At 71.5% G+C, this 15252-nt stretch carries 19 protein-coding genes; 8 read left to right on the top strand and 11 right to left on the bottom strand.

The window, feature by feature from the left end; translation table 11 throughout:
* The first annotated feature begins 40 nt into the window (after nt 1-40).
* Nucleotides 41-895 carry an acyl-CoA thioesterase gene (locus MD221_RS09590; protein WP_242111237.1) on the top strand — a complete coding sequence of 285 codons (855 nt, stop codon included), beginning with the start codon at nt 41-43 and terminating at the stop codon, nt 893-895.
* 299 nt (nt 896-1194) lie between these two features.
* Here MD221_RS09590 and MD221_RS09595 read toward each other — a convergent pair whose 3' ends face one another.
* The 4 genes from MD221_RS09595 to MD221_RS09610 all read right to left on the bottom strand — a co-directional run bounded on the left by MD221_RS09595 (nt 1195) and on the right by MD221_RS09610 (nt 3863).
* Entirely contained in the window at nt 1195-2127 is a 933-nt protein-coding gene (locus tag MD221_RS09595; RefSeq protein WP_242111240.1) for an aspartate carbamoyltransferase catalytic subunit, read from the bottom strand.
* Nucleotides 2128-2209: 82 nt separating this feature from the next.
* Nucleotides 2210-2683, bottom strand: a complete 474-nt coding sequence (ruvX, locus tag MD221_RS09600) for a Holliday junction resolvase RuvX (protein WP_242111243.1) — start codon at nt 2681-2683, stop codon at nt 2210-2212.
* Nucleotides 2684-2692: 9 nt separating this feature from the next.
* A complete protein-coding gene (locus tag MD221_RS09605) occupies nt 2693-3259 on the bottom strand; it encodes a YqgE/AlgH family protein (RefSeq protein ID WP_242111246.1) in 567 nt (188 codons plus the stop codon).
* Between the two features lie 145 nt (nt 3260-3404).
* Nucleotides 3405-3863 carry an FKBP-type peptidyl-prolyl cis-trans isomerase gene (locus MD221_RS09610; RefSeq protein ID WP_242111250.1) on the bottom strand — a complete coding sequence of 153 codons (459 nt, stop codon included), beginning with the start codon at nt 3861-3863 and terminating at the stop codon, nt 3405-3407.
* Between the two features lie 123 nt (nt 3864-3986).
* Here MD221_RS09610 and MD221_RS09615 point away from each other — a divergent pair, with 123 nt between their 5' ends.
* The gene (locus MD221_RS09615) at nt 3987-4547 is read left to right on the top strand and encodes a DNA-3-methyladenine glycosylase I (protein WP_242111253.1); all 561 of its coding nucleotides are present in this window, start codon (nt 3987-3989) and stop codon (nt 4545-4547) included.
* A 91-nt stretch (nt 4548-4638) separates the two neighbouring features.
* On the opposite strand, the gene MD221_RS09620 is transcribed toward MD221_RS09615, so the two are convergent.
* From MD221_RS09620 to MD221_RS09635, 4 genes are all read right to left on the bottom strand, one after another.
* Nucleotides 4639-5262, bottom strand: coding sequence for a superoxide dismutase (locus MD221_RS09620; RefSeq protein WP_242111256.1), 624 nt, complete (start codon nt 5260-5262; stop codon nt 4639-4641).
* A 190-nt stretch (nt 5263-5452) separates the two neighbouring features.
* Nucleotides 5453-6784, bottom strand: coding sequence for an APC family permease (locus MD221_RS09625; RefSeq protein ID WP_242111260.1), 1332 nt, complete (start codon nt 6782-6784; stop codon nt 5453-5455).
* Between the two features lie 49 nt (nt 6785-6833).
* Complete coding sequence (locus MD221_RS09630; protein ID WP_242111263.1) at nt 6834-7967, bottom strand: PilT/PilU family type 4a pilus ATPase; 1134 nt, start codon at nt 7965-7967, stop codon at nt 6834-6836.
* 77 nt (nt 7968-8044) lie between these two features.
* Nucleotides 8045-9082: a type IV pilus twitching motility protein PilT gene (locus MD221_RS09635; RefSeq protein ID WP_242111266.1), complete on the bottom strand. Its 1038-nt coding sequence runs from the start codon at nt 9080-9082 to the stop codon at nt 8045-8047.
* Between the two features lie 109 nt (nt 9083-9191).
* Between MD221_RS09635 and MD221_RS09640 the strand changes: the two genes are divergently transcribed.
* The 3 genes from MD221_RS09640 to MD221_RS09650 all read left to right on the top strand — a co-directional run bounded on the left by MD221_RS09640 (nt 9192) and on the right by MD221_RS09650 (nt 11365).
* The gene (locus MD221_RS09640) at nt 9192-9878 is read left to right on the top strand and encodes a YggS family pyridoxal phosphate-dependent enzyme (RefSeq protein ID WP_425602246.1); all 687 of its coding nucleotides are present in this window, start codon (nt 9192-9194) and stop codon (nt 9876-9878) included.
* Between the two features lie 73 nt (nt 9879-9951).
* Nucleotides 9952-10809, top strand: coding sequence for a pyrroline-5-carboxylate reductase (gene proC / locus MD221_RS09645; protein ID WP_277928888.1), 858 nt, complete (start codon nt 9952-9954; stop codon nt 10807-10809).
* The gene (locus tag MD221_RS09650) at nt 10796-11365 is read left to right on the top strand and encodes a DUF4426 domain-containing protein (protein WP_242111267.1); all 570 of its coding nucleotides are present in this window, start codon (nt 10796-10798) and stop codon (nt 11363-11365) included. Before proC ends, MD221_RS09650 begins: the two co-directional genes overlap by 14 nt.
* Before the next feature lie 21 nt (nt 11366-11386).
* On the opposite strand, the gene MD221_RS09655 is transcribed toward MD221_RS09650, so the two are convergent.
* Nucleotides 11387-11782: a DoxX family protein gene (locus MD221_RS09655; RefSeq protein WP_242111268.1), complete on the bottom strand. Its 396-nt coding sequence runs from the start codon at nt 11780-11782 to the stop codon at nt 11387-11389.
* Nucleotides 11783-11951: 169 nt separating this feature from the next.
* On the opposite strand from MD221_RS09655, the gene MD221_RS09660 reads away from it, so the two are divergent.
* Entirely contained in the window at nt 11952-12398 is a 447-nt protein-coding gene (locus MD221_RS09660; RefSeq protein ID WP_242111270.1) for a hypothetical protein, read from the top strand.
* A gap of 27 nt (nt 12399-12425) precedes the next feature.
* The gene (locus MD221_RS09665; RefSeq protein WP_242111271.1) at nt 12426-12881 is read left to right on the top strand and encodes a hypothetical protein; all 456 of its coding nucleotides are present in this window, start codon (nt 12426-12428) and stop codon (nt 12879-12881) included.
* 94 nt (nt 12882-12975) lie between these two features.
* On the opposite strand, the gene MD221_RS09670 is transcribed toward MD221_RS09665, so the two are convergent.
* Nucleotides 12976-13773, bottom strand: a complete 798-nt coding sequence (locus MD221_RS09670; protein ID WP_242111274.1) for an ABC transporter substrate-binding protein — start codon at nt 13771-13773, stop codon at nt 12976-12978.
* 42 nt (nt 13774-13815) lie between these two features.
* Complete coding sequence (gene pdxH / locus MD221_RS09675; protein ID WP_242111277.1) at nt 13816-14418, bottom strand: pyridoxamine 5'-phosphate oxidase; 603 nt, start codon at nt 14416-14418, stop codon at nt 13816-13818.
* Nucleotides 14419-14435: 17 nt separating this feature from the next.
* On the opposite strand from pdxH, the gene MD221_RS09680 reads away from it, so the two are divergent.
* Nucleotides 14436-15242, top strand: a complete 807-nt coding sequence (locus MD221_RS09680; RefSeq protein ID WP_242111278.1) for a kinase — start codon at nt 14436-14438, stop codon at nt 15240-15242.
* Nucleotides 15243-15252 lie beyond the last annotated feature (10 nt).

Genomic DNA, 15252 nt, shown 5'->3' on the forward strand with positions numbered 1-15252 from the left:
AGCTCCGCGCAGGCCACCCCCGGCCGCAGGAGACCCGGCGATGCGCTTTTCCGAACTGATGCGCGGCATGCGCCGCCAGGGCGAACTCTGGCGCGCGGAGGTCTCCGAGGACTGGCAGCAGGGCCGCAGCCTGTTCGGCGGCCTGCAGGCCGCGCTCGCGGCGCGCGCGATGCGCGACCTGCTCCCGCCCGGCTTGCCGCTGCGCAGCCTGCAGACCGCCTTCCTGGCCCCGGTGCCGGCCGGCCCGGTCGAGCTGCGCGCCCAGGTGCTGCGCACCGGCAAGAACGTGCAGCAGCTGGAGGCGCGCATCGTCTCCGGCGAACAGACGCTGTGCCTGGCGATCGGCGTGTACGGCGCCGCCCGCGCCTCGCAGGTCGAGGTGATGCCGCGGCAACCGCCGGTCGCCGAAGGCGCGCAGATCGCGCTGCCGCACCTGCCCGGCATCACGCCCCCGGACATGCCGCGCAGCATGCCCGCCCCGTTCGGCCTGCCCTACGTGCCCGGGCTGATGCCCAGCTTCACCCAGCACTTCGCCGCGCGCTGGCTGCAGGGCAGCCTGCCGCTGTCGGGCAGCGCCGAGACCCGCCAGGTGCTGGAGCTCGACCTGCTGGACGAGGACGGCGCCATGCTCGACGAGACGCATGTGCTGGCACTGGCCGACTACATCCCGCCGATCGCGCTGAACATGCTGGCCGCGCCCGTAGCCGGCAGCTCGCTGACCTGGATGATCGAACTGCTGCGCGACCGCTACGACGATCTCGGCGCGAGCGGCTGGCGCGTGGACGCCGAACTGATCGCCGCGCGCGAGGGCTACACCAACCAGGGCCTGACGCTCTGGGGTCCGGGCGGCGTGCCGGTGGCCCTGAGCCGCCAAACGATGGTGGTGTTTGGGTGAGGAGCCACGCTTAGTCGATGCCCTATCGGCATCGACTGTGGCGACATCGAGCTGCGCGGGCAGCGCAGCGATGGCCCGGCCATGGATTTAGAGCCGCGCCGTCAGCGCGGCGATAGGCCGGACGATCCGAAGTCGGCAATGTCGCGCCATGAATGGCGACAACGTTTCAGACGAATCACGATCGATGCCATCCCTGGCTCAACACCTTTAACTTCCGGACGCCCCTGCCCGGCCATCCATGGCCGGGCGTTCGGGCACGCAGCAGACGCCTTGAGGGCGTCCGCCAGGCACGCGCGCCCTCACCCCAGCAACGCCTCCAATACCGCCATCCGCACCGCCACGCCATTGGCGACCTGGCGCAGGATCAGCGAGCGCGGCCCGTCGGCGACGTCGCTGTCGATCTCCACGCCGCGGTTCATCGGCCCCGGGTGCAACACCACGGCGTCGGCGTCGGCCCGCGCCAGGCGCGCGGCACTGAGCCCGTAGTCGCGGTGATAGTCCTCGAGCGAGGCGACCAGTCCTTCCTCCATGCGCTCGCGCTGCAGGCGCAGCATCATCACCGCATCGACGCCCTCCAGCGCCGCATCGAAGTCCTGCGTCACCGTGCATCCTTCGAGCGTACCGTCCTCGGGCAGCAGCGATCGCGGCGCGCAGACGCGGATGTCGCCGGCGCCGAGCGTGCGCAGGGCGTGCAGGTCCGAGCGCGCCACGCGCGAATGCTTGACGTCGCCGACGATCAGCACGCGCAGGCCGGCGAAATCCGCGCCCTTGGCCTGGCGCAGCGTCAGCATGTCGAGCAGGCCCTGGGTGGGATGCGCGCTGCGGCCGTCGCCGGCGTTGAGCAACGACGTGCCCGGGCCGGCGGCCCCGGCCAGCGCCGCCACCGCGCCGTCGCCGGAATGGCGCACCACGAAACCGCGCACGCCCATCGCCTCGATGTTCTTCAGCGTGTCCAGCGCGGTCTCGCCCTTGGTGGTGGACGAGGTGGCGGCGTCGAAATTGAGCACGTCCGCGCCCAGCCGCTGCGCCGCGCGCTGGAAGCTCAGGCGCGTGCGCGTGGACGGCTCGAAGAACAGCGTGCACACGCCCACGCCCTCGAGCGCCTTGCGGTCGGCGCTGCCTTCGGCGATGGCCTGGGCGCGATCGAGCAGCGCCAGCAGCGCCGTGCGCGGCAGGCCTTCCAGGGTGAGCAGGTGGATCAGGCGGCCGCGTTCATCGAATTGTGGGGACATGCGGAGGAATCCGGGACTGGGTGGCGCCGTCTCCGCGCGGGAGCGAGGCGGGGATCGAACTATGCGAATCGGAGGATCGAAGTCAGGGCAAGGCGATCGCATCCTGCGGCGCGGCCAGCCAGCGCTCGACGATCACCGCCGCCGCGACCGCGTCCAGCGCCGCCGCGTCGCGGCGCCGCCTGCGGCCCTCGGCGCGATCGACGGCGAAGCGCTGCGCGGCCTCGATCGAGCTGGCGCGCTCGTCCATCAGCACCACCGGCTTGGCGTAGCGCGCCTGCAGCTCGCGGGCGAAATCGTGCGCGCGCCGGCGGATCGGCTGGTCGCCGCCGTCGAGCGTCATCGGATCGCCGACCACGAAGCCGTCCGGCCGCCACTCGCGCTGCAGGCGGTCGATGGCGTTCCAGTCCACGTGCTCGCCGTGCACGTCGATCACCGCCAGCGCGCGCGCCCCGTGGCCGAAGGCGCTGCCCACGGCGACGCCGATGCGGCGCGCGCCGACGTCGAAGCCGAGCACGGTGCCGTCGGGCTTGATCGCGTCGGCGGCCTGGGGATCCACGGGGCGGGGTCAGGCGTGGCCGGCGTAATCGGCCATGCGCGTCATGTCGACGCCGATGCGCCCGGCGGCGGCCTGCCAGCGCGCCTCCAGCGGCGTGGCGAACAGCAGCTCGGCATCGGCCGGCGCGGTCAGCCAGCTGTTCTCGGTGAGCTCGTATTCCAGCTGTCCGGCGCCCCAGCCGGCGCAGCCCAGCGCCACCGCGACGCGCTCGGGCCCCTCGCCGCGGGCGATGGCTTCCAGCACGTCGCGCGAGGTGGTCACGTACAGCCCCTCGGCGATCGCCAGGCTGGAATCCCAGGCCCGCTCGCCGTCGTGGATCACGAAGCCGCGCTCGGGATGCACCGGCCCGCCGGCCAGCACGGCCTGGCCGCGCAGCGCGAGGTCGTCGCTGGCGATGCCCATCTGCTGCAGCACGTCGCCCAGGGTGTATTCGGAGGCGCGGTTGACCACCACGCCCATGGCGCCATCGCCGTCGTGCTGGCAGATCAGGGCGACCGAGCGCGAGAAATTCGGATCCTCGAGCGAGGGCAGCGCGATCAGCAGCTGATTGGCGAGCGGGAGCGACATGCTGGACATGCGCGCATTCTAAAACGAAGCGCGCGTCCGCGCGCGGGCGGTAGCGGCCGATGGCGCGGCGGCGCGGCCGCCGTCACGCGAAAACAACGCCTACACCGCATCGGCGCCCGCTCCGGCGCTCCTGCGACGGCCGCGCTCCGCGGATTCAGAGCCCCGTCTGGATTTCCTGCGGCGTGGCCAGGCGGACGTCGAGCACTTCCACATCCGCCTGGAAGGTGCGCCCGGCGAGCGGATTGTTGCCGTCCACGGTGATCTGGTCGCCCGCCACCGCGGTCACGACCACGTCCAGCGGCCCGCGACCGGTTTGCGCGCGCAGCTTGGCGCCGATCTTGGGCACCGCGGCGTTCTCGCCCAGCATGCTCAGCGGCAGCGTCTGCACCAGTTCCTCGTGGCGCGGCCCGAAGCCCTGCTCGGGCGTGACCGTGACCGTGAAGCGCTCGCCCGGCTGCTTGCCGTTCAGCGCCTCCTCCAGGGCGGGGACGATCCTGCCCGTGCCGTGCAGATACACCAGCGGATCGTGTCCGCGCGTGGTGGTGATCTGCTGGCCCTGTTCGTCGGTGAGCGTGAAATGGACGGTGGCGACGCGATGATCGGCGATTTCCATGGGGCGCTTTCCGGTGGCGGTCCCCCCATGGTCGCCCGAGCGCGCATCCCCCGCAACCCTGGCGGTCCGGTCCGCGCGGCCGCGCGCGGCGCCGGCGCGGCCGGCATCCGCTATCCTGCGCGCATGTCCAGCTATTGCGATATCGCGCCCGGCCATCCGCTGCACGGCCCCTACCACGAGCGCGAGTACGGGTTCCCGCAGCGCGAGGAAGCCGCGCTGTTCGAGCGTCTGCTGCTGGAGATCAACCAGGCCGGCCTGAGCTGGGAAACCGTCCTGCGCAAGCGCGAGGCGTTCCGCCGCGCCTACGACGGCTTCGACGTCGACACGATCGCCGATTACGGGCAGCGCGACCGCGAACGGCTGCTGGCCGATCCGGGCATCATCCGCAATCGCCTCAAGGTCGATGCCGCCATCCACAATGCCGGAATCGTGCGCGGCCTGCGCGCCTCCCACGGCGGCTTCGCCGCTTGGCTCGACGCCCATGCGCGGCCGCAGGGCCGGACGCGCGACAAGGCGGCATGGGTCAAGCTGTTCAAGCAGACGTTCAAGTTCACCGGCGGCGAGATCACCGGCGAGTTCCTGATGAGCCTGGGCTACCTGCCCGGGGCGCACCGCGCGGATTGCCCGGTGCAGCGCAGGATCGAGAAGCTGCGGCCGCCGCCGAGCTGGATGCGGGCTTCCTGACGGGAATCCGCTGCGGGGGGCCGGGAGCGAGGTGTCGCGCGTTGCCGCAGCGGGCCCTTCGTTGCGAAGGGCCCGCGAGACGCACCGGGTCTTAGCCGATCGCGGCCTGGTAGCGGCGCTCGACCTCGTTCCAGTCGACCACGTTGTAGAACGCCTCGATGTATTCCGGACGGCGGTTCTGGTACTTCAGGTAGTAGGCGTGCTCCCACACGTCCAGGCCGAGGATCGGCGTGTTGCCGGAGCCGATGCCCTTCATCAGCGGGCTGTCCTGGTTGGCGCTGCTTTCCACCAGCAGCTTGCCGCTCTTGTCGGTGCTCAGCCAGGCCCAGCCGCTGCCGAACCGGCTTACCGCCGCCTGGGTGAAGGCTTCCTTGAACTTGTCGAAACCGCCCAGGTCGCCGTCGATGCGCTCGGCCACCTTGCCCACCGGCTTGCCGCCGCCCTTGGGCGACATCACCGTCCAGAACAGGCTGTGGTTGGCGTGGCCGCCGCCGTTGTTGCGCACCGCACCGCGGATCTTCTCCGGCACCGCCTCCAGGTCGACGATCAGCGCCTCGACCGGCTTGTCGGCCAGGTCGCTGCCTTCCAGCGCCTTGTTGAGGTTGTTGATGTAGGCCTGGTGGTGCTTGGTGTAGTGGATCTCCATCGTCTTCGCGTCGATGTTCGGCTCGAGCGCGTCGTAGGCGTACGGCAGTTCGGGGAGGGTGTGGGCCACGTGCGTTCTCCTGTTCGGGAAAGGCGGTATTGTCCGCCAGGTCAAGTAAAGGTCGCGATAAGGATAAGGGGATCGCGGGGGCTTTTCCCAAGCCCGGAGAGCCGACAACAGACTGTTGCAGCCCCTACGCCGGCGTTTTCGCCGCGCATGACCGCCGCATGACCGGGGCGATCGCCGCGATCCGCGGCGCCTATCGCTCCGTGCGGCGCAGCCATGCCCGCCAGGCGGCGTACACCGGCACGCCGAGCGCGATCACCACCAGGCTCATGCCGACGTCGTGCGGGTTGTCCAGCGCCGTGGCCAGCAGCACGCCCGGCACGGTGAGCACGAACAGCAGCGGCACCCACGGGTACCCCGGCACGCGATAGGGCGGCGGCTCGTCGGCCAGGACGCGGCGATACCAGAACAGCGTGGCGATGCCGAAGGCATGCGAGAGCCATTCGCCGACCGTGGTGTAGTTGAGCAGCTGGCCGAAGCTGCCGGACAGCGCCAGCGCGATCGCCCACGCGCCCAGCGCCAGCAGCGCGACCTGCGGCGCGCGCGTGCGCGGCTCCACGCGCCCCACCGCGCGGAAGAACATGCCGTCCGCGCCCATGGTCTGCAGCACGCGGGCACCGCCGGCGATGGCGATGTTGCAGTAGCCGAACGTCGAGCAGGCGATGCCGACCGCCACCAGCGTCGCGCCGCCGGCGCCGAACAGCCGGCTCATCAGGTCGGCCGCGGGCGCCCGGCTGCCGGCCAGGCCGGCGTGGCCGAGCCCGGCGAGATAGGCGACGTTGACCAGCACGTAGCACAGCACCACGCCGACCATGCCCATCGCCAGCGCGCGCGGCAGGGTGCGGTGCGGGTCGCGCACCTCGCCGGCCAGGTCGTTGAGATAGTGGAAGCCGCCATAGGTGAACAGCACCGGCACGATCGCGCTGACGAAGGTGCCCGCCGAGACCGGATGCATGGCATCGGTCTCCAGGATCCCGCCCAGATGGCCGCGCGCCAGCACCAGCCCGACCACCACCAGCATCACCACCACGCCCAGCTTGAGCAGGGTGAACAGGTTCTGCACCCAGGCGCCGGCGCGGATGCCGAACAGGTTGACGCCGACCAGGAAGGCGATCGCGCCCGCCGCCACCGGCTTGATCCAGTAGGGCGGCAGCGCCAGCGCCGTGCACAGGTAGTCGGCGAAGGTGGTGGCCACCGCCGCGATGCTGCCCGGATAGTTGATCAGCGCCATCGTCCAGCCGAACAGGAACGCCGGCAGCTGGCCGAAGGCCTCGCGCAGGTAGATGTAGGTGCCGCCGGCCTGCGGGCGGCGGGCGCCGAGCTCGGCGTAGCTGAGCGCGCCGGCCAGGGTAAGCAGGCCGCCGACCGTCCACAGCAGCAGGATCTGCCAGCCCGCGTCGGTGCGCTCGGCCACGGTCGCCGGCGTGCGGAAGATGCCGGCCCCGATCACGCCGCCGATGACGATCATCGCGGCGTCCCAGGGACCGAGGCGGCGCGCGTAGGCGCCGGAGGCGGGGGCGGTCATGCCGGCCACGATGCCAGCGGCCGCGCCGCCTGACCAGCCGGATGCGCCCTCAGCGCACTTCCGCCACTTCCACCCCGTCCAGGCCCTTGGCCAGCGTGTGCGCGTCGCCGCCCTGGGCGAGCTTGATCGACAGGCGTACCTCGTTGGCCGAGTCGGCGTAGCGCAGCGCGTCCTCGTAGCTGATGTCGCCGGACTGGTACAGCTCGAACAGGCTCTGGTCGAAGGTCTTCATGCCCAGGTTGGTGGATTCCTTCATCACTTCCTTGAGCTTGTGCACCTCGCCCTCGCGGATGTAGTCCTGCACCAGCGGCGTGCCGAGCAGGATCTCCATCGCCACGCGCCGCCCCTTGCCGTCGGGCGTGGGGATCAGCTGCTGCGCGACCACGCCCTTGAGGTTGAGCGAGAGGTCCATCAGCAGCTGCTTGCGGCGGTCCTCGGGGAAGAAGTTGATGATGCGGTCCATCGCCTGGTTGGCGTTGTTGGCGTGCAGGGTGCACAGCACCAGGTGGCCTGTCTCGGCGAAGGCGATCGCGTGGTCCATGCCCTCGCGGGTGCGCACCTCGCCGATCATGATCACGTCCGGCGCCTGGCGCAGGGTGTTCTTCAGCGCCGCCTCCCAGCTGTCGGTGTCGATGCCGACCTCGCGCTGGGTGATGATGCAGCCCTCGTGCTTGTGCACGAACTCGATCGGATCCTCGATGGTGATGATGTGGCCGGTCGAGTTCTGGTTGCGGTAGCCGATCATCGCCGCGAGCGAGGTCGACTTGCCGGTGCCGGTGGCGCCGACGAAGACGATGATGCCGCGCTTGGTCATCGCCAGCGTCTTGACGATCGGCGGCAGGCTCAGCTCCTCCACCGTCGGGATGCGGGTCTCGATCCGGCGCAGCACCATGCCCACCTGGTTGCGCTGGTAGAAGCAGCTGACGCGAAAGCGGCCCACGCCGGACACGCCGATGGCGAAGTTGCACTCGTGGGTGCGCTCGAACTCCTCGCGCTGCGGCGGCGACATCACGTTGAGCACCAGGTCGCGGCTCTGCTGCGGCGTCAGCGGCGTCTGCGAGATGGGCGCGATCTTGCCGTTGACCTTCATCGACGGCGGCATGCCGGCGGTGATGAACAGGTCCGAGGCCTTCTGGTGGGCCATCAGCTTGAGGAACGAGGTGAAGTCGATGCTGCTGCTCATGGGAAAACTCCTGGAGACGGGGGACGGGAAGAGGCGGACGCGGCACCAGGCGGTGCCCCGCGCCTCCCCTCTCCGGCTTACTCGAACAAGCGCTTGTCCTTGGCGTATTCCTTCGCCTGCGCGCGTGTCACCAGACCGCGCTTGACCAGGTCCTGCAGGTGCTGGTCGAGCGTCATCATGCCGTGCTGCTGGCCGGTCTGGATCGAGGAGTACATCTGCGCGACCTTGTCCTCGCGGATCAGGTTGCGGATGGCGGGGATGCCGACCATGATTTCCCAGGCCGCGGTGCGTCCGCCGCCGACCTTCTTCAGCAGCGCCTGCGAGATCACCGCGCGCAGCGACTCCGACAGCATCGAGCGCACCATCGGCTTCTCGCCGGCGGGGAACACGTCGATGATGCGGTCGATGGTCTTGGCGGCGCTGGAGGTGTGCAGGGTGCCGAACACCAGGTGGCCGGTCTCGGCCGCGGTCAGCGCCAGGCGGATGGTTTCCAGGTCGCGCAACTCGCCGACCAGGATGTAGTCCGGGTCCTCGCGCAGCGCCGAGCGCAGCGCCTCGTTGAAGCCGTGCGTGTCGCGGTGCACCTCGCGCTGGTTGACCAGGCACTTCTGCGCGGTGTGCACGAACTCGATCGGGTCCTCGATGGTGAGGATGTGCCCGTACTCGTTCTTGTTGATGTGGTCGACCATCGCCGCCAGCGTGGTCGACTTGCCCGAGCCGGTCGGCCCGGTGACCAGGATCAGGCCCTGCGGCTGGTCGATCAGGTCGCGGAATATGGGCGGGCAGCCGAGGTCCTCGAGCGAGAGCACCTCCGAGGGCACGGTGCGGAACACCGCGCCGGCACCGCGGTTCTGGTTGAAGGCGTTGACGCGGAAGCGCGCCAGGCCCGGGATCTCGAAGGAGAAGTCGACCTCGAGGAACTCCTCGTAGTCGCGGCGCTGCTTGTCCGACATGATGTCGTAGACCAGCGCGTGCACCTGCTTGTGGTCCAGCGCCGGAATATTGATCCGGCGCACGTCGCCGTCGACGCGGATCATCGGCGGCAGCCCGGCCGACAAATGCAGGTCGGACGCCTTGTTCTTGACGGAAAACGCCAACAGTTCGGCAATATCCACGCGTGCTCCCCTGGCACAGCCCACTGGAATGGATGGGTCCCCGGCGGCAGTATAGCCCCCGTCCCAGGGGCGGTATCCAGCCGCACAATCTTATGGAGGATAGCCGGCTTTGCTTGCCCAAGCCCTGCACAGCGTCACGCAACGGCTCGCCGATGCCGCGCGCGCGGCCGGCCGGCCGGCGCCGCGCCTGCTCGCCGTCTCCAAGACGCAGCCGGCCGCCGCGGTGGCCGAGCTCGCGGCCGCGGGCCAGCGCGCGTTCGGCGAGAACTACGTGCAGGAGGCCCTGGCCAAGCAGGCCGAACTGCGCGCGCTGCCGCTGGAATGGCATCTGATCGGCCACCTGCAATCGAACAAGGCGCGCGAGGCCGCCGCCGCCTTCGACTGGGTGCAGACCGTGGACCGCGCCAAGCTGGTCGATGCCCTCGCCCGCCACCGCCCCGCCGAGCGGCCGGCGCTCAACGTGCTGATCCAGGTCAACATCGACGGGGAGGCCAGCAAGCACGGCTGCGCGCCGCGGGACGTGCCGGCGCTGGCCGCCGCCGTCGCCGCCGCGCCGCGCCTGCGCCTGCGCGGACTGATGGCGATTCCGGCGCCCTCGCCCGACGCGGCCGCGCGCCGCCACGCCTTCGCGCGCATGCGCGGCCTGTTCGAGGCGCTGGCCGCCGCGCATCCCGGCATCGACACCCTGTCGATGGGCATGAGCGACGACATCGAGCTCGCCGTGGCCGAGGGCGCCACCGTGGTGCGCGTGGGCACGGCGCTGTTCGGCGCCCGCGCGAAACCCGGCGCCGGATGAGGCACGGCCCTGCGCCTCCGGCCGCGCGGCCGCCTTTGCTATCTTGCCTGTCCCCCTTTCGACGAATCCCGCCGTGTCTTCCGATTCCCGCTCTCCCGCTTCCGACACCGCCACCGTCGCCTTCGTCGGCGGCGGCAACATGGCGCGCAGCCTGATCGGCGGGCTGATCGCGCGCGGCACGCCCGCCGAGGCGATTCGCGTCGCCGAGCCCGTGGCCGCTGCCCGCGAGGCGCTGGCCGCGGATTTCGGCGTGTCGGTGTTCGCCGACAACGCGCAGGCCGTGGACGGCGCGCAGGTCTGGGTGCTGGCGGTGAAGCCGCAGGTGATGCGCCAGGTCTGCGAGGCGCTGGCGGCCGCCGCGCGCACCGCGCGCCCGCTGGTGGTGTCCATCGCCGCCGGCATCACCACCGCGCAGCTCTCGCGCTGGCTCGGCGGCGACGCCGCGGTGGTGCGCTGCATGCCCAACACCCCCGCCCTGCTCGGCGCCGGCGTGACCGGGCTGTACGCCAACGCCGGGGTCGACGCGGCCGGGCGCGCCGACGCCGAAGGCCTGCTCGCGGCCGCCGGCGCCACCGTCTGGATCGACGAGGAGACGCGCATGGACGCGGTCACCGCCGTGTCGGGCAGCGGCCCGGCCTACGTGTTCCTGCTGGCCGAGGCGATGGAGGCGGCGGCGCGCGAGGAAGGCCTGCCGGACGAAGCGGCGCGCACGCTGGTGCTGCAGACCGTGCTCGGCGCCGCGCGCATGCTCACCGAATCCGGGGAAGCGCCTGCGGCGCTGCGCCGCCGCGTCACCTCGCCCGGCGGCACCACCCAGGCCGCGGTGGAGACCTTCGAGGCCGGCGGCCTGCGCGCCCTGGTGGCGCGCGCGATCCGCAACGCCGCCGAACGCGGCGGGCAACTGTCGGCCGCCAACGATGCCGACGCCTGATCCGGCCTGGCGCGGCGCGATCCCGCGGTTTGCCCGCGTCCTGCCGCTGTTCTGCGCGCTGCTCGGCGCCTGCGGCGGCGGCCAGCGGCCCGAGCAGGCACGCGAGCAGGCCGATGCGCAGGCGCGCGAGGAAGCCGTGGTCCGCGCCGGCGACGTCCTGGTGCGTGCCAACGCCATCCCCACGAGCCTGCTGGGCGAGGCGGTGGCCAGGGAGTACGGCATCGCCCGCGCGGACAATGCGGTGATGCTGCTGGTGGTCGTGCGCCGCGTCGCCGGCGACCAGGAGACCGCGCTGCCGGCGCGGGTGACGGCCAGCGCCAGCGACCTGCTCGGCAAGCGCCAGGAGATCGCCCTGCGCGAGGTGCGCAGCGGCCTGCGCGAGACGCGCACCGGCAGCGAGTCGCCCCGTCAGAGCGACGGGGGCTCCACCTATCTCGACTACGTCGGCGTCGCCACCGTCATCGCGCCCGACACCCTGCGCTTCGACATCGCCGTGGACGCGGGCGACGGGCGCCGCGCGCGGCTGCAGTTCAACCGCGACTTCTTTCCGCGCTGAGCGCGCCCGGCGCCGATCGGCTCAGCGCTGGTTGAGCGCGTAGCCGCCCGGCCCGAGCAAGGCCACGGCGAGCGCCGTGAACAGGAACATGCCCTGCAGTTCCAGCGCCCAGCCGCCCTGCTCGTTGAGCTGGCCGAGCTGCCCGGTATGGGCCAGCGCCAGGGCGAACAGCATGTTGACCGCCACCAGCACGCCGCCGATGCGCGCGTACCAGCCCAGCAACAGCAGCACCGGCGCCACCACCTCGCCGACCAGCGCGCCGTAGGCCAGGAAGTGCGGCAGGCCGTGCGCGCGCAGCATGCCCTCAATGGGGTCCAGGCCGTACCTGAGCTTGGCGATGCCGTGCAGCAGGATCAGCGCACCCAGGGCGACGCGCAGGAGGAATTTGCCGATGTCCTGTTGGGCTGAGGCGTTCATGCGCGGGCTCGGGAAAAGGTAGGAGGCATGATCGCAGATATGCGCGACCGGGGGCAGCGCCGGCCCTCCGGCAGCCCCGCGGGCGCCGTGAGCCGGTCCGGACACGGATTGCGTGTTCCAGGTCCGTATCGGCACTCATCCCGAGTCCGGCGCACCGGAGACGATTCCCATGACCCCCTGGATTCCACGCACCGCCCTGCTCTGCGCGGCCCTGTGCGCGGCGACGGCGCAGGCCGGCCTGCGCACCTCGCGCACCGTCGTCGTCGACAACAAGTCGATGACGGCATCCGGCTCGCTCGGCACCGCGCACAACAGCAGCAGCCGCTACGAAAGCATCGGCTGCAACGCCGAGATCCTGGGCGACGGCGACGAGAACAAGCTGGTGCTCTGCACCGCCTACGACGCCAGCGGCAACTTCGCGTTCTGCAACGGCTGGGGCGACCCGCAGATCTTCGACCTGGCCATGCACATCGACGCCGGGTCCTTCGTCCAGTTCGAGTGGGACGCCAACCGCAACTGCTCGCGGCTGCTGGTGCGCAAGTCCTCCAATACCGAACCCAAGCGCACGCTGCCGCCGCAGGAAACCCTGCCGGCCAGCGAGCTGCCGGACAGCTGACCCACCGCCCCCATCCAGGAGAACGACATGACATCACCCATCGGACAATTCGTCGCCGTCTGCGCCCTGACCGTGGCCGCATCGCCGGCATCGGCGGGCCTGCGCAGCCCCGTCCCGGTCAGCGTCTACATCGGCGGCGCGCAGCAAATCGCCAACGCCTCCGGCTCGCTCGGCACCGCCAGCAACAGCGCCGACCGAAAGCCGTACATCGGCTGCACGATCATCGCCAGGCCGGGCTCGGCCACCTCGGCGATCTGCGAGGCGTCGGACGCCAACGGGCAGACCCTGAGCTGCACCACCACAAAACCGGACTACGTGGCGCTCGCCAAATCGTTGCGCGAGGATTCCTACCTGACCTTCGAGCGGCTGTGGGGGGCGTCGGACGAGTGCCTGGCGATGGGCGTGCAGAACAAGTCCTGGCTCGACAACAAGACGCCCTGGCCCGCGTTCTCGGAAGGACGGACCTCCGGCGCCGGCAGGTAGCCCCGGCGGCGGCCTCCGGGCGCCATGCGTGCGCCCCGTCGTTCCGCCAGCGCCGGGACAGCGGGGCCGGACCGCGGCTTGGCGCAGCGCTTCCCTATCCGCCGCGTCGGCCGGCCCACGCCCGGATGACGGCGGCGATCTCCCGCACCCCGTCCGTCAGCGCGGCCGGGCCGGGCTGCAGGATCACGGGCGACTTGATCTCGTGCAGCTCGCCCTCGCGCACGGCCGGGATCGCTTCCCAGCCTTCGCGGGCGGCGACTTTTTCCGGGCGGAACTTCTTGCCGCACCAGGAGCCGAGGATGATGTCCGGCGCGCGCGCGATCACCTCGCCCGCGTCGGCGAGGATGCGCTGCCTGGCCAGCGGCTCGGCGGCGCGCTCGGGGAAGACGTCGTCGCCGCCGGCGATGCGCACCAGCTCGGCCACCCATTCGATGCCGGTGATGAGCGGGTCGTCCCATTCCTCGAAGTACACGCGCGGACGGCGCGCGAGCGTCGCCGCCTCGGCGGCGATCGCGTCGAGCCCGCGGCGCAACTCGTCGGCATAGGCGCCGGCACGCTCCGACGCGCCGACCAGGGCGCCGAGGCGGCGGATGTAGTCGAGGATGCCCTCGACGCTGCGATGGTTGCTGATCCACACCTCGACGCCGCGCCGAACCAGCTCGGCGGCGATGTCGGCCTGGATGTCGGAGAAGCCGATCGCGAAATCCGGGCGCAGCTTGAGGATCTCCTCGATCTTGGCGCTGGTGAAGGCGCTGACCTTGGGCTTGTCCTTGCGCGCCACCGCCGGCCGCACGGTGAAGCCGCTGATGCCGACGATGCGGTCCTGCTCGCCGAGCGCGTAGAGCGTCTCGGTCGGTTCCTCGGTCAGGCAGACGATGCGGCGCGGCCCCATCGCCTCACGCCGCCGCGCGGCGGCCGCGCGCCCTCGCGCGGCTCACGGATACAGCATCCGCTTGCGCCAGGCGCCGGCCTGGTCGCGCTCGTACAGCCAGCGCTCGTGCAGGCGGTGGGCCGCCGCGTACCAGAACTCGATCCGGCGCGGGCGCACGCGGAAGCCGGTCCAGCCCACCGGGCGCGGCACGTCGCGCCCCTCGAATTCGCGCCGCGCCTGCTCGATGCGCTGCTCGAACAGCCCGCGGCTCTCCAGCGTCTCGGACTGCCGCGACGCCCATGCGCCGAGCTGGCTCTCGCGGGCGCGCGTGGCGAAGTAGGCGTCGGCTTCCTCGTCGGGCACGGTATGCACGCGGCCCTCGATGCGCACCTGCACGCCGCCGCGCACGCGCGGCCAGTGGAACAGCAGCGCGGCGAAGGGATTGGCCTGCAGCTCGCAGCCCTTGCGGCCGTCCAGGTGCGTGTAGAACACGAAGCCGCGCTCGTCGTGCGCCTTGAGCAGCACCGTGCGCAGCGACGGCACGCCGCCCAGGGTGGCGGTGGCCAGCGACATGGCGGTGCGGTCGGGTTCGCCGGCGGCCTGCGCCTCGTCGAACAGACGGTCGAACGTGGCCAGGGCTTCGGCGTGGAGATCGGGGTCTGTCATTGCGCTATTGTGGCCCGATGCAGGCCCCCGTGCATCCCGACGGCTATCCGGAACACGTCGTTTCCGGCGTTCTTGACGACATCTTGACGCTTCCGCCCGGCGCCGTTTACGGCATCGTCGGCCTGCAGGGCAGCGGCAAGTCGACGCTGGCCGCGCAGGTCGCGGCCCTGGCCCGCGCCCGCGGCCGGCGCGCGGCCGTGCTGTCGGTGGACGATGTCTACCTCGACCGCGACGCGCGCGAGCGGCTGGGGCGCGAGGTCCACCCGTTGCTGGCCACGCGCGGCCCGCCTGGCACGCACGATCTCGCCCTGGCCCTGGACACCCTGGACGCCCTGCGCGCGGGCCGGCCCGCGCCGCTGCCGCAGTTCGACAAGCTCGCCGACCGCCGCCTGCCGGCTTCGCAATGGCCGCGCGCCGAAGGCGCGGACCTGGTCCTCTTCGAAGGCTGGTTCCTGAAGACGCCGCCGCAGGCCGAGGCCGAACTGGCGGCTCCGCTCAACGCCCTCGAACGCGAGGAGGACCGCGACGGACGCTGGCGGCGGTACTGCAACCGGGTCCTCGGCCGCGACTATCCGCCGCTGTGGGCGCGCATCGACCGCCTGCTGTTCCTGCAGGGGCCGGGGTTCGAGGTGGTGCCGGAGTGGCGCTGGCAGCAGGAACAGGCACTGCAGGCCGCGCGGCCCGAGCGCGCGGCGATGTCGCGCGCGCAGGTGGAACGGTTCGTGCAGTTCTTCGAGCGCACCAGCCGCCAGGCGCTGCGCGCGCTGCCGGAGATCGCGGACCGGGTGCTGCGCCTCGACGGCGGGCGCCGGATCGTGCCGTGAGCGCGCAGGC

It is taken from the genome of Luteimonas aquatica (assembly GCF_022662575.1).
GTDB lineage: Bacteria > Pseudomonadota > Gammaproteobacteria > Xanthomonadales > Xanthomonadaceae > Luteimonas > Luteimonas aquatica.

Coding starts and splice junctions, on each gene's coding strand:
- MD221_RS09590 (WP_242111237.1), top strand. CDS start 41: ATGCGCTTTTCCGAACTGATGCGCGGCATGCGCCGCCAGGGCGAACTC.
- MD221_RS09595 (WP_242111240.1), bottom strand. CDS start 2,127: ATGTCCCCACAATTCGATGAACGCGGCCGCCTGATCCACCTGCTCACC.
- MD221_RS09605 (WP_242111246.1), bottom strand. CDS start 3,259: ATGTCCAGCATGTCGCTCCCGCTCGCCAATCAGCTGCTGATCGCGCTG.
- MD221_RS09610 (WP_242111250.1), bottom strand. CDS start 3,863: ATGGAAATCGCCGATCATCGCGTCGCCACCGTCCATTTCACGCTCACC.
- MD221_RS09615 (WP_242111253.1), top strand. CDS start 3,987: ATGTCCAGCTATTGCGATATCGCGCCCGGCCATCCGCTGCACGGCCCC.
- MD221_RS09625 (WP_242111260.1), bottom strand. CDS start 6,784: ATGACCGCCCCCGCCTCCGGCGCCTACGCGCGCCGCCTCGGTCCCTGG.
- MD221_RS09630 (WP_242111263.1), bottom strand. CDS start 7,967: ATGAGCAGCAGCATCGACTTCACCTCGTTCCTCAAGCTGATGGCCCAC.
- MD221_RS09650 (WP_242111267.1), top strand. CDS start 10,796: ATGCCGACGCCTGATCCGGCCTGGCGCGGCGCGATCCCGCGGTTTGCC.
- MD221_RS09655 (WP_242111268.1), bottom strand. CDS start 11,782: ATGAACGCCTCAGCCCAACAGGACATCGGCAAATTCCTCCTGCGCGTC.
- MD221_RS09660 (WP_242111270.1), top strand. CDS start 11,952: ATGACCCCCTGGATTCCACGCACCGCCCTGCTCTGCGCGGCCCTGTGC.
- MD221_RS09665 (WP_242111271.1), top strand. CDS start 12,426: ATGACATCACCCATCGGACAATTCGTCGCCGTCTGCGCCCTGACCGTG.
- MD221_RS09670 (WP_242111274.1), bottom strand. CDS start 13,773: ATGGGGCCGCGCCGCATCGTCTGCCTGACCGAGGAACCGACCGAGACG.
- pdxH (WP_242111277.1), bottom strand. CDS start 14,418: ATGACAGACCCCGATCTCCACGCCGAAGCCCTGGCCACGTTCGACCGT.
- MD221_RS09680 (WP_242111278.1), top strand. CDS start 14,436: ATGCAGGCCCCCGTGCATCCCGACGGCTATCCGGAACACGTCGTTTCC.